9 protein-coding genes are annotated in these 14,075 nt (G+C 35.1%); all 9 read left to right on the forward strand.

All coding sequences use genetic code 11. The features are described from left to right. The first annotated feature begins 3 nt into the window (after window positions 1-3). Window positions 4-720, forward strand: a complete 717-nt coding sequence (locus tag GBO31_RS16310; protein ID WP_219009422.1) for a CIS tube protein — start codon at window positions 4-6, stop codon at window positions 718-720. 3 nt (window positions 721-723) lie between these two features. Next, entirely contained in the window at window positions 724-2,406 is a 1,683-nt protein-coding gene (locus tag GBO31_RS16315) for a phage baseplate assembly protein V (protein ID WP_219009423.1), read from the forward strand. Between the two features lie 5 nt (window positions 2,407-2,411). Next, the gene (locus GBO31_RS16320; RefSeq protein WP_219009424.1) at window positions 2,412-2,828 is read left to right on the forward strand and encodes a GPW/gp25 family protein; all 417 of its coding nucleotides are present in this window, start codon (window positions 2,412-2,414) and stop codon (window positions 2,826-2,828) included. Window positions 2,829-2,858: 30 nt separating this feature from the next. Beyond that, the gene (locus GBO31_RS16325) at window positions 2,859-3,281 is read left to right on the forward strand and encodes a hypothetical protein (RefSeq protein ID WP_219009425.1); all 423 of its coding nucleotides are present in this window, start codon (window positions 2,859-2,861) and stop codon (window positions 3,279-3,281) included. A gap of 29 nt (window positions 3,282-3,310) precedes the next feature. After that, on the forward strand, window positions 3,311-7,510 hold the full coding sequence (locus GBO31_RS16330; RefSeq protein WP_219009426.1) for a baseplate J/gp47 family protein: 4,200 nt from the start codon (window positions 3,311-3,313) through the stop codon (window positions 7,508-7,510). Between the two features lie 32 nt (window positions 7,511-7,542). Then, window positions 7,543-8,727, forward strand: a complete 1,185-nt coding sequence (locus GBO31_RS16335; RefSeq protein ID WP_219009427.1) for a phage baseplate protein — start codon at window positions 7,543-7,545, stop codon at window positions 8,725-8,727. Between the two features lie 61 nt (window positions 8,728-8,788). After that, window positions 8,789-9,895, forward strand: a complete 1,107-nt coding sequence (locus GBO31_RS16340) for a hypothetical protein (RefSeq protein WP_219009428.1) — start codon at window positions 8,789-8,791, stop codon at window positions 9,893-9,895. A 69-nt stretch (window positions 9,896-9,964) separates the two neighbouring features. After that, on the forward strand, window positions 9,965-12,418 hold the full coding sequence (locus tag GBO31_RS16345) for a hypothetical protein (RefSeq protein ID WP_219009429.1): 2,454 nt from the start codon (window positions 9,965-9,967) through the stop codon (window positions 12,416-12,418). Window positions 12,419-12,429: 11 nt separating this feature from the next. Further along, complete coding sequence (locus tag GBO31_RS16350) at window positions 12,430-14,031, forward strand: contractile injection system tape measure protein (protein WP_219009430.1); 1,602 nt, start codon at window positions 12,430-12,432, stop codon at window positions 14,029-14,031. Window positions 14,032-14,075 lie beyond the last annotated feature (44 nt).

Consider the following 14,075-nt stretch of genomic DNA (forward strand, 5'->3'; position numbering starts at 1 on the left):
ATTATGGCATTGTTAAGTCAGCTACGTTTTAAACTACAAAAACTTACCATCATTTCTTTCGATAATCCAGAAAGAACCAGTGGAGAGGATAAGTTTGAAGTGATGTTTAATCCAGAATCCATACGGAGAAGTTTTGTAAATAATTTTACAAAGGATGCAAGTAATCCTCAAAACGAGAGTAATACTAAGTTCATGTATAGTGGCTCATCCACTGTAAGTATGAGCCTAATTTTTGATGGAACTCATGTTGATCAATATGGAGCTCAAATAGCTTTTAGGCATCTGAGAGGAACTCAAAAAAGTGTTACTGATAGAATTGATGATTTTCTTACAAACATTACCAAAATAAAAGGTAAAATCCATGAGCCTCGTTATCTGATATTAAGTTGGGGAAAAACATTAAAGTTTAATTGTAGACTAGCTAGCTTAGATATCAATTACACATTATTTGATAGGAACGGAGATCCTTTGCGAGCTGAACTAAATGTATCTTTCATTGGGGATGATGCTCCCAAAGAACAATTAGCAAGATTGAATTTACAATCTCCAGATCTTACCCATTATCGTATTGTAAAATCAGGTGATCGTTTGCCATTAATGTGTCAAGAGATATATGGTTCTCCTTTATATTATCCATTAGTAGCAAGTGTGAATAAACTAACAGATTTTAGAAATCTTATTCCAGGACAAGAAATTTACTTTCCACCAATAGAAAAATAAAAAATGTCATCAACAGTAGTAACAAATACGATCAAAAGTAACGGCAAGATCCTTCCATTAGGATCGTATCAATTATTGTCGATAGATACGAGCAAGGAATTTAACAAAATACCACTAGCTGAACTTAAACTATCTGATGGTTGTGTAGCAAATCAAAAGTTTACCACTTTAGAAAGTGATGCTTTTGAACCAGGAGCTTTGATCGAAATCTTTATGCGATATGAAGGAAATAACACAAACGAGGCAAAAATTTTTGAAGGAGTAGTAATCAATCAGGAAATTGAACGTACACAATATCAGTCTGTACTTACTATTGAACTTTGTGACCCTTGTATAAAAATGAGCACTTTACGAAAAAATAAGGTGTATAAGAATCATACAGATAGTAAAATTATAAAAGATCTAATAAGTACCTATAAAGAGTTAAAAGAAAAGAAAATAGAAAGTACTTCTTTTACCCATCCACAGATGGTACAATACTATGTTTCAGATTGGGATTTTATGGTATCAAGAGCAGAAGCTAATGGTCAATTAGTGCAAATTGATAATGGTGAAGTATCAGTTTTTACTCCTCAAATTGGTAGTACGGACCATACATTGACCTTTGGGATAGATTTGGCTCATTTTGATCTAAAAATTAATAGTCGTAATCAATATGAAAAGGTACATTCTTTTGGTTTGGATACTAAAAAAGACCAATTAGAATTGAGTATTCCTAAAAAGGGGAAAGAACAAGTACTTAATATTGTTGACTACAAAACATCACAATTATCTGATGCCGTTGGCGGTAGAGAAGCAAATTTGATACATGCAGTACCTACGGATCCATCAGAGTTGCAATCATGGTCTGATGCTCAGCTGGTAAAATCCAGACTTTCAGTTGTACAAGGAACGATTAGAATTAATGGAAATGGAAAAATAAAGGTAGGGCAAACGCTAAAAATAGAAAATGTAAGTCGTTTTAATGGAGAACATATCATTACTGGAGTTCGGCATGGATTTGTAACGGGCTCCGGATGGTATACCTACATACAGGTCGGAATGGATGCCAATTGGTTCAGTACACAGCCTGATATTATCGCAACCCAAGCTGCTGGTTTATTACCTGGGATAAATGGTTTACAGCTCGGAACAGTACTTGGACATGTAGAGGATGCCAATCTTGGATTTCGAATCAAAGTTAATATTCCAGCACTTCATCAAGAAACCAAAGCAGCTGAGGTATTAGCAATGTATACAACCCTAGATGCAGGTGTAGATCATGGAATCTTCTTTCCTCCAGAAAAAGGAGATCGCGTAGTGGTTGGGTTTTTAAATGATGATCCAAGACAGGCAATCGTATTAGGAGCTATGCATAGCAATAAAGCACCACATACGGAAAAGAAAAAAAATACATACAAAGGCATTTTTACCAAATCTAATTATCAATTATTGTTTGATGAAGAAAAAGAGACTGTAACACTCTCTACAGCAGATGCTGATCAGTCCAATGAACAGATACTAGCCATCAATCAAAAAGAAAAGACGATCAAATTAGAAGATGCTCATGGCAATAGCATTAGGATGGGTAAAGATGGTATTAAGATTATAAGTGCTAAAGATTTTTCTCTGGAAGCAGCAGGAAATTTTGATATCAATTCTAAAGGGAAAGTAAAGGTTAAAGGTAAAAAAGTGGATCTAATATAAAAGATATGAATAACGAATTTTTAGGAAACGGTTGGTCATTTCCTCCTGCTTTTGGAGTTGGAGGAGCAGAGGTAGCATTAACTTCAGGAGAAGAAGATATTAAACAGAGTCTTCAGATTTTATTGTCAACTTCATTAAAGGAACGTATGATGCACCCTGATTTTGGATGTGATCTTACTCAGTTTTTATTTGAAGAATTAGATGAACGCTTTGCCAGTGAGTTGAGCAATGTGGTATCTCGTGCTCTTTTATTATATGAACCAAGAATTCAGGTAGATAATGTATCGGTTACAGATACCGATCCTGAAAATGGAGTAGTACATATTAGTATTGACTATGTTGTAAGAGCTACAAATAATCGATTTAATCTCATATATCCATTTTATATCAATGAAGCTACTAATATAGCATTTGACCTTTAATAGATAGTATAAATTAAGCAAAAACAAAACATGGACCTAGTATTAATAGACGGAGATCAGGTTAATTTTTTACCAGCTTTTGGAAGTGCCGTAGTTAGTGTACAACCGGGAAAGATGATTGCATCGGGAAAAACTACGATTCAAGGGAAGAAAGTTTGTGTAGCGGGAGATGAATCAGAAGTAGAAGTTAAAAACTGTTCATATGTGGCACCTCCTTTTGTAATTCCTGGGCAAGGGACATTGACAATAAAAAAATTAGGTCCAGATCAATTAACAACGAAAAGTAAAAGCGGAAATAAAGAGATTATCATTAAGGGAAGTGTTTTTATAGCGGAGTTTAAAGTTACATCTCCAGCAAAACAGCCACCTCCAGCAAATACACCTGATCCTTTGCCCATGTATCCAGGACAGGGAAAACTAGTGCCGTCAAATGTAAAAATTAAAGCTACTTAAAACCTATTAAAGTAAAGTTGTAAAAAGTGATGAATACTATTCAAAATTTAGATAACATTCTCCTTAGAGATGGAACCAGTCAAAAAGATCGTAATTCGGATGCCTTACATACCGATTATGTGCCTATCGAAGATCGTAGTATAGAAGAATTGGTTATAGAAGCACAACGGTTAGCCAAAGAGCTTCAATTTTTTGATGAACAAAATAAACCAACTGGTACTTGGGAGTCATTTCTTATAGATGAACCTAATATTTTTAAGCAAAACTCACCAGAAGAAAGAAGAATACAACAAAGACATTGGGCAAAGGAACTAGCAGCATATGTTGAAAATCCAGAATTGTTTTATAATAACCCTGAAAAGAAAGCGAAATTATCCAAACCACATGTGGTGTTGTTTATGACATTTCTTAAGTTAATGAATCATGTAAAGTCTAAAATGAACGGACTTACTGAAAAGCATTTGGATTTTTATTTTAGAAAATACTTAGGACTACATCCAAAAGAAGCAGTACCCGATGTGGTCAATGTACTTTTAGAATTAGAAGAGAATACGGAATATCTGGAAGTGCAAAAAGGAACAAGGTTGCAAGCGGGAGAAGATGCAGAAGGAAACGAATTGCAGTATGTCACCAATGAAGATACTATAATTAGTAAAGCTCAAATAGCACAAATAAAAAGTGTTTTTGTATCAAAAGATGTGTTAACGATCAGAAAAGTACATCGAGAGCGAGGAAAAACTAAAGATGCAGCTTTTGTAGATATGATGGAAATGGCTTTAGGACACCCTAATCCAGGAGATGTACTTCCAGATTTTCCCGCAGAACAAATAAAAGATATTTTTCAATTACAGGAAGCGGTAAAAAATGAAAATACCGCTGCAATAACTTATGTAAATAAAACACTGTTTTTAGAAAGAGATCAATTTGATGGTATCTTTTTAAAGCGTCAAGAAGAAAAAGAAGGGATTCCAACGGACTGGGAACCAGTATATGAATTGTTAGATCAGGCATATAAAAGAAAAATTGTTCATCAAAGACAACAAAGTTTAAAGCAATTACACAATACCAACGGATTCGATTCGATGTTAAAGAAAGTGTATGGAAGTCCAAACCCAGGAGATTCCTTGCCTTTATACAATGGTCAGACAGTTTCCTTAGAAAAGGTATTCGAAGATTTGCAGGCTTCAGATGATAGAGCAGAAAAAGCATTGGAATATGTTGAGGTAGAATTACTGCTAAGAAAGCAAGACTTTATCCATATTATACAAACGGGCGCTAACGCATCGGTTTCTGAAGAGGATAAGAATAGAGCATATCGTATTTTAGAATTTTCAGAACGGCAGCTACGTTCCGTGATAATTCCTTCTCCTGAAATCGAAAAGTTATCCGATATTTATGATACCTCTGATGCCAAAGAATTTCTTTTTAGCCAATATGATGAAGAAGAAGAAAGTAAAAGATTTAAAACCTTTGGTAATAGAGAGTCCGCAATAGCAGATCATTCTTTAAAGCCTTCAGAGATTGGTTTTGCGATTAGCTCACCAACATTATTACTCAAAGACGGAAAACGTACAATAGAAGTATTATTAGATCTGAATCTTAACGATCAGAAAGTTAGAGATTTACAATCATTTTTTGATAAAAACGACCCTTTCAAAACTTATCTAAGTAGTGAACAACAATGGTTTACTCCAGATATAGTAAAATATTCTTTAGGGAATTATGTAGGAGCAGCTTTGGAAAATAATCTGAATATCGAAATAAACGATCAAACGATTACCAGAATCGGTACTGCTAATTTTAGTATCACAGATATTGGAGATTATATTGTAGATACTACTCAAAAAATTTATGAGATTATTAGTCTTAAAGAAGCAAAAATAGTTGAGGTTAAAGAAGTAGGACGTCTTGAAGAATTTATAGAAAGTGCTCAGAAATATACTAAAGATCAAGTATATCTAAATGCGCTAAAAATTGAAGTAGAACTTCTAGATAATGAGCTTCCAGTTACAGCGTTTCAATCTCCGAATAAACGTTTTATTGCTTCCGATCATCCTACTATGATATGTATCTTAAATTCTTTTCCGGAAGAACCTAATGATCAAAGTAACATTCGAAGCAGTTATCAAGATTTGGTGAATTTAGCAATGCGAAAAGTCCATATTCGTATTGATGTTAGGGAAATGCAACATACAATTGTAGAGAACGATCAAGGAACTATAGATACGAATAAACCATTTGAGCCTTTTGGTTTTCAACCAGAAATTGGAACCAGTTTTTATATTGCAAATGACGAAATATCACAGAAGCGCATTAAAGATTTAAAATTGCATTTAGAGTGGATCAAACCTCCTAAATCTTTTGTGGACTATTACAAAAATTATTGGCTGATTCAGGCGGATCATACAGAGGAAGAACTCGCTGCACTAACTAAAGAACAACTTGCTGAACTGATAGATCAAAAGTTAGGATTTGATGCTGCCATTATCGAAAATGATAATGATTTTAAAGCAGACGTGTTTTTACATGATCGCAATGCAGAGTTATTACTTTCTACAAAAACAAAAGATGAAGAAGGTAATAATGTAGCGGTTGGATTTCCACTTTTTGATCAGGATAACATCGTATCGATCGACAATATACCAACAAGAATAAAAGATCATAGTCCAGACTTTCAATATAAGGAACGGTTTGGAATACAGACTGATGAAGAAGAAGCATTACTTTGGGATCGTTATTTTAGAGTAGAATTAACTCCAACAAACTTTCAGCATTCAGTATTTAACACCTTATCCATAAAACAGGCACTATCAGAGAAAACAGAGATTAAAAATCTTAAGATTAATCCACCTTATCAACCTAGATTAAAAAGACTTGGAGTTTCCTATACTGCTTGTGAAAGTATCATATCAGATAGAGGGAATAGTACTCATGAAAATGAAGTATTTCATATACATCCTTTTGGATACGATGCCATACAACCTGGAAACCGAGCAACGTTGATTCCAGTATATAAAGATGAAGGAGCATTATATCTGGGAATAGCTGAGGTAAGTACGCCTCAGATCCTATCGATTTTATTTCAAATGGCAGAAGGAAGTGCAGATCCTGAAATAGAAAAACCAACAGTACAGTGGAGTTATTTGCGCAATAATGAATGGATAGCATTGACACCTTCTGATTTGGTACAAGATGATACCAATGGGTTGGTGAATACAGGTGTTGTAAAAATCAAAATACCAGATGATGCTACACAAGGAGGTACCATAATGCCATCGCATTTACACTGGATTAAGATCTCTGCCTTTAGAAATATTGAAGGAGTATCCGACACTATTGATATTTGTACTCAGGTTATTAGTGCAACTTTAGCTAACGAAACGGTAGCTCCAGGGCATTTCGAAAATCCTTTGCCAATTGATACCATCACAGAAGCACTAAATCAGATACCTGAGGTAGCAAAAATCACACAACCATTTACCTCTAGCAAAGGAAAACCAAAAGAAAAAGGAGATGCATTATATAAGCGAATTAGCGAACGATTGCGACACAAAAACAGAGCACTGACCATGTGGGATTATGAGCATATGATATTACATCGATTCCCTGAGATTTATAAGGCCAAATGTCTTCCATCTTCTGATCGAATTGGAGGAGTAGATGTAATCGTAGTTCCTGATATCAAAGGAAAATTACCCTTTAATCCTTTCGCTCCAAAAGTAGCAGCGGATACACTTATAGAGATAAACTCATATATAGAAAAACTGACTCCTACCTATGCAGAAGTCTCGGTTTCGAATCCTTTTTACCTACAAGTCTCTACAGAGTGTGTGGTGAAATTTTATCCTGGATATGATGAGGATTTTTACAAAAACAAGTTGATAGAAGAAATCAAACGATTTATGTCACCTTGGGCATATGGAGAGGATAGTGACATTCAAATCGGAGGATCACTCCATGCTAGTGTGATTATCAATTTCATTGCAGAACGACCTTATATTGATTATGTAGCCAATCTAAAATTATTTCAGAGTGAAGATGGAAAGACATTTACCGATGTACGAAGTCTGAATGATGGAAAGTCGATAGTAACACCATCAAAACCCGATATGATTATGGTTGCAGCACAGATACACGAAGTCTATGTCGTCAATGAAAATGGGTTTGAAGAAGATAGCTTTGAAGGAATCAACTATATGGAAATCAGTAAAGACTTTATAGTAAGTTAAAATCTTGAAATAAAGTAATAAAAAATAATCCAATGGAAATCAACAAAAGAAACAGAACAGAACTCAAAGAATATTTTAAGATTAATGATAAACCTACTCAAGAGGAGTTTGCAGATTTTATAGAAGCAGGTCTTAATCAAGCGGAAGATGGGATAGCAAAAGTACAAGGTAATCCGCTATCCGTACAAGCAGAAGGAGAACGAATTGGCGCGCAAGAAGTATTAGATCTCTATGAAAGCTTTGCAGATGATAATCCACAATGGTCCATCAATCTGAACCCAAGAGTAAACACTGAAGAACCATCGAGTAATCAACCTGGATTTAATATCAAAGATGCAACAGGACAAAGTCGCTTGTTTATCAAATCAGGAGAAGGTGCTGTTGGAATTGGAACTATAGAACCTGTAGCACCTTTAACAGTAAAAGGAAACACAAGATCGGATAAGCCTATCAGTGCAATGCAAATTGCTGAAGATACCATCCTTTTTGGAGGTGATAATACGAATGAGCATAAGGATTCTGCGAAGATTGAGGTAGGCTCCACTGCTCTAACCATATTTGGAAAATCAACGAATAGTGATCCCGCAACCAGAAGACTAGATATTATCGCTAATGGTGGCACTCGTATTCTGGGAGCGGTATCGGTAGAAGGAGATATGACTGTAAAAAAATTAAAGGCAGAGAATATTTCTGCTAGTGTAGATTTAGATAAAGAAGGAGCTAACCATGATAAGATTCCTACCCAAAAGGCAGTAAAAACCTATGTGGATACACGTATGCCAAAAGGAGTGATTGTGATGTGGTCCGGAAATATAAGTAGTATTCCTGTAGGGTGGGCATTATGTGATGGCAGTCAAGATACTCCCAACTTATCCGGTAGGTTTATTGTTGGTTTTGACAAAGGAAATTCAGAATATCAGATTGGAAAAACAGGAGGAAAAGAAGAAGTTAGTTTAACAACAGGCCAATTACCATCACATAGTCATTCAGGAACCACTGGAGAAGCTGGCGAACACGCACATAATTTTACGGGGGCAGCTAAACGAGGAGATGGATCTGGTACAGGAAGTTCTAATGATTATTACAAAGCATTCACCAGAACTACCCAACCTGCAGGTAAGCATAGGCATTCCTTTAATACCAATAAGACTGGAAGCAATCAACCTCATGAGAACCGTCCACCGTATTTCGCATTGGCATATATTATGAAATTATAAACTAGAAAGAAAAGATTGTAGCAATTATAGAAGAGTTAACATCCTAAAAAAAATAGAAAAAGTGGAAATCAACAAGAAAAATAGAACGGAGCTTAAAGGGTTTTTTAAGATTAATGATAAACCCACACAAGAAGAGTTTTCGGATTTTATAGAGGCAGGATTGAACCAAGCAGAAGATGGGATTGCTAAGGTACAAGGAAATCCTTTATCCGTGCAAGCAGAAGGAGAGCGAGTGGGTACGCAAGAAGTGTTGGATCTCTATGAAAGCTTTGCAGATGACAATCCACAATGGTCCATCAACCTAAACCCTAGAGTAAATTCTGATGCCCCCAATAGCAATCAACCTGGATTTAATATCAAAGATGCTACTGGGCAGAGTAAGTTATTCATTAAATCAGGAGAAGGCAATGTAGGGATAGGAACTATTGAACCTATTTCAAAATTAACAGTAGAAGGAAAGGATACTGCTCCATTAGTATCTATAACGGATACCACTAGTACACCCACCACTATTTTTAAGGTTTCTAAAAAAGAAGGAGTTGCTGTAAAAGGCACTTTGCAAGTAGATGGAAACCTGAAAGCATCTAATATTTCAGATAACGAAGAACTTGATAATACAGCTACCAGTCATGATAAACTTGCTACACAAAAAGCAGTAAAGAGGTATGTAGATACGCGTTTACCAAAAGGATTGATTTCTATGTGGTCTGGACAAGATATTCCCAAAGGTTGGGTGTTGTGTGATGGAACCAATAATACACCAGATTTATCAGGGAGATTTATTGTAGGAATGGAAAAGAATAATCCAGAATACCAAATTGGTGAAAAAGGAGGGGCAAGAGAAGTAACTCTTACTGAAGCACAAATGCCAAGTCATACCCACTTAGATAAAGGGCATAAACATAATATAACTGATCCTGGTCATAATCATAATCATGGAAGTTTTAATGGATTGGTTAGGTTTACTGGTAGGGATACTACTGATACAATGGATAATAATCCTGGTGCTGGTAAAGAGTTTGCCTTAAATAATTTTGGAACAATTCAGAAGAATAAAACAGATATTTCTATTAATACTGCCAAAGCAGATTTAAAATCCGCAGGTGGCAGTACTCCTCACGAAAACCGTCCTCCGTACTTTGTATTAGCATACATCATGAAATTATAAGCTTTTCAAAATCCTTATTAATAAATAGATATCCTTTTTGGAAAATACGAACAATAATTACCTTTTGCAATGACAGATAACATCACCATACCTAGAGAAGTACCAAAAGACAGTGCGTTGAGCTATGAATTCCTTAGAGCAGAAGGAATGCAATTAATCCAAAAGATGGCAGGAGATACCTGGACAGATCATAATATCCATGATCCAGGGATTACCATTTTAGAACAAGTATGTTATGCAATTACGGATCTGGCCTATCGAATGGAGTTTGATATTCAGGATTTGTTAGGAAGCCATCGCACAAATACTTATGATAGTTTGTATAGCCCAGCTACTATTTTGACCACCAATCCGGTAACACTTTTGGATATTCGCAAGATGGTGATTGATGTAGAAGGTGTTAAAAATGCATGGGTAGAAAAGGTAATTCCTAAAAAAACAAATGAGTTTGGAACTATCACTCCCAAAGGATTATTTCGTGTTTTTATAGAAAAGGATGGATTGTTTGATATTCCTGGTAGTAGAATAATTGCTGCAGTTCGAGAGAAATTATACGCCTGTCGTTCGATCTGTGAAGATTTTGAAGAGATAAAATTATTAGACACCCAAGGAGTGCGATTACAGGGTGTCATTGAAATTTCTGACACCGTAGATGATGTTAATGAACTTGTCGCAAATATGCTGCATCGTGTAGGTTCTCATTTTTCTCCACGTATTCCTTTTTACACATTACAACAACAATTGGAAAAAGGAAAAACCACTGACGAAATTTTTGACGGTCCCAGATTATATCATGGTTTTATAGAAGATAAGGATCTAGTACGTGCATATCGCAAAGAAGAAATCCAAACTTCAGATGTAATTAAAGAAATTATGGACCAACCAGGGATTTTGGTAATAGATAAGCTCGCTCTTGCTACTGGAACCAATACCATAAAGAATTGGTTATTACCATTAGATACTTCCAAAACGCCTATTTTGGATATAGATGGCACATTATCACAATTATCATTTACATCCAAAGGACTTACAGTAAGTGTTGATACCGAGCAAATCAAAAGGATATATAATCAAAAAAGGACTGAGGAAGGATCAAGGACATTAATACTTCAGGAAAAAGATATTGTCTTACCCGAAACACAAGCAGCAAATTTAGAACAATATTACCCTATTCAAAATCAATTTCCGATGAATTATGGTATCGGAGAAATAGGATTACCTGAGAGCGCTTCTGCTACAAGAAAAGCACAGGCAAAACAGTTAAGTGGGTATTTATTGTTTTTTGAGCAAGTAGTTGCTAATTACCTCTCACAGTTAGCAAATTTTAAAAATATTATGAGTTTTGATGGCGAAAATAGCAGTACTTATTTTAATCAAGACTTATTGGATTGTGTACCAGGGATGTCCGACTTGATAGGTAATAAGGAGAGCTACACTTCTTATTTGAAAGAAATGACTGCTGATACTTCAACTGGATTATTACGAAAAAATAAGTTTCTCAATCATTTGTTGGCTCGATTTGGAGAGAAGTTTACTTCTTATGGAATGGTATTAAAAGATACAACTGATGATCAAAATACTTCGGATAAAAAACTGATTAAAGACAAAGCACGATTCTTAAAGGAATATCCTGTTGTTAGTGGATGTAAAGCAAAAGGATATGATATCAAAAATGATCTTTGGAATACAGAGAATATTTCTGGCCTAGAAAAAAGAATCGCCTTAAAAATAGGGATCGAAGATTATAGTCGTAGAAATCTGGGAGATGGAGATACTTCTGGGTTTCATATGATAGAGCATATTTTACTTCGATCTAGAAAATCCTATCCATATCCCTTTATTTCAAGCTATAGTTCTGCTTCTATTACAAAATTTGAGATAGCTATTACAAAGGAGTTTACACGATGTATTGTCGGAAATCATAACTTATTACCAGGTGAAGAAGTAGAGATTACAAACAATATTGATTATAATGGCATCTACACTGTGCTAGCAGTAGGAGATGACTTTTTTGAGATAAAAGCACCTTTTCAGGAATCTGAATCAGGAGCTACTTGGAAACGCACGCACGATATGCGATATTATTTACGATCAGCTGCTGTTCAACGTTTTATTGAATCAACAAATTCGAATCATACTTTTTGTCAAATCGGAGTACATTCTTTACAAGTTGGAGATGCTATAGAAATTACACGAACAACGAATTATAACGGAGTACATAAAGTAATATCAATTAATAATGACGGTTTTGAAATTGAAGTGCCTTTTGTAGAGGATGAAGAAGTAGGTCGATGGATGACTACTGATATCGTTCAAGATCCTTATTCGTTACAACTAACATTTATGTTGCCAACATGGGTAGAACAATATCAGGACAGTGATTTTAAAAAATTCATCGCTTTGACCATTCGAGAAGAAACACCTGTTCATATCAGAACAAATATTCAGTGGTTGGATCAAGAGGAGATGCAAGAATTTGATCATGCCTATCAACGTTTCCTTACTGAAATTCAAAACGGATAATACAACGGATCATGGCACAGCAAATACATAGTATCAATAAGCAAATTTTAGAAATTCATGTGCCTAAACATTTGGATACATCGAAGGTACAACAAGAATTGAGTTCGTTGTGCAGAAATGAATTAACAAGCGTGATGGATCGTGTGCTTAGCCAAGCGAATTTATCAGAAGTTCCGATTCAGATTGATCAGTTAACGCTAGATTTAGGAAAAGTGTCATTAGAAGATTTCGAAACCGTTTTTAAGGAAAAGTTACAGGAAGAACTAGCAGAATATCAACAATCCGAAGAAGTTTCAGAAAGACAAAAAAATGGTCACGCTATTGAAGAAACATCTCTAAGAGCAGTAGTTCATTATCTAAAAACAGGAATGCTGCCTTGGTGGTCAAAACAAGGAAATAAAAATGATTTTCAGGAACACTTAGCACAATTACTGAAAAATCCAAGTGGAGCTTTCGTAAAGCTGTTAAAGGAATTACAATGGAATATTCAATATTTACAGCGTTTTATATACGCGAGTACAGAGAATCAATTACTCACTTCTTTTGAGTTGATTACAGAACTTTCATCTGCTCATATTTTAAAAATTAAAGACAGTATTCAAAGTAAAATTCATAGGGAATATAGTATAAAAGGTAAGAAAACAGAACAGAGCTTTTGGAAGATTGCTTTTTTAAAACATCATATGACAGGTACTACTTTTTTATTTGAAAAAGAGTGTACAAAAGAAGTGTTTTTAGACCTCGGAATTAATAATAAAGAAGATATCCTTAGAGCTAATACTGAGTATGTTTATAAGATCAAAGGTTTGGTAGCTTCTTGCAAGCAGCTATTTCCTGAATACGATGTTTGGAAAACTTTTTTTAAGCAATTATCAATTGTAGTCAACCATCCGTTTTTTGATCAGTTATCAGCAGAAATCTTGAAACAATTAACACAGTTGCTTACTGATTTGAATAACACGTCAAAGCAAACCATACAAGAGACGGATATAAATATTCTGTTGAAGCCTTTAGCAATTAGTGTGAAAGGACTGCAGAAAGAATTAAAGCGCATAGGATCAAAACCTACGTCCATGATATCAGAACAGCTGTCTTCGCCTTTTGATGATACGGATTTTATATCCATACAAAATGCAGGATTGGTATTGTTCTGGCCATTTTTAGAACGCTTTTTCCAGAATTTAGGAGTTATGAAGGAAAAGAGTTTTATTGATGAAGTAACTCATAACAAGGCAATTTGTGCTTTACAGTATTTGTGTGATACAAATGATCAAGAGTTGTTTGAAGGCGCTTTGCCACTAAATAAACTATTGTGTGGTTTTGATATGGATACCGTTGTATCTCCTATTGAATTGTCCGAAGAAGAAAAAGAAATTTCTGAAGGATTATTGACAGCTGTGATAGGAAGAGGTCCAAAATGGAAAAATCTATCTCCAGATGGATTTAGAGCTTCCTATCTGTGTAGACAAGGATCATTACGAACACGAGATGGTCATTGGTTATTACAGGTGCAAAGAGAAACACATGATATCACTTTAGAAAAGCTACCATGGGGATTTCATACCATAAAATTGCCATGGATGAAAGATATTCTCGTAGTAGAGTGGCTGTGATTTAAGGGTATCAAGTGTTAAGTGTTGGGTTTGAGGTTTTGTTG

Source organism: Aquimarina litoralis, assembly GCF_019295435.1.
GTDB lineage: Bacteria > Bacteroidota > Bacteroidia > Flavobacteriales > Flavobacteriaceae > Aquimarina > Aquimarina litoralis_A.

Coding starts and splice junctions, on each gene's coding strand:
- GBO31_RS16335 (WP_219009427.1), top strand. CDS start 7,543: ATGGAAATCAACAAAAGAAACAGAACAGAACTCAAAGAATATTTTAAG.
- GBO31_RS16320 (WP_219009424.1), top strand. CDS start 2,412: ATGAATAACGAATTTTTAGGAAACGGTTGGTCATTTCCTCCTGCTTTT.
- GBO31_RS16325 (WP_219009425.1), top strand. CDS start 2,859: ATGGACCTAGTATTAATAGACGGAGATCAGGTTAATTTTTTACCAGCT.
- GBO31_RS16315 (WP_219009423.1), top strand. CDS start 724: ATGTCATCAACAGTAGTAACAAATACGATCAAAAGTAACGGCAAGATC.
- GBO31_RS16350 (WP_219009430.1), top strand. CDS start 12,430: ATGGCACAGCAAATACATAGTATCAATAAGCAAATTTTAGAAATTCAT.
- GBO31_RS16345 (WP_219009429.1), top strand. CDS start 9,965: ATGACAGATAACATCACCATACCTAGAGAAGTACCAAAAGACAGTGCG.
- GBO31_RS16330 (WP_219009426.1), top strand. CDS start 3,311: ATGAATACTATTCAAAATTTAGATAACATTCTCCTTAGAGATGGAACC.
- GBO31_RS16310 (WP_219009422.1), top strand. CDS start 4: ATGGCATTGTTAAGTCAGCTACGTTTTAAACTACAAAAACTTACCATC.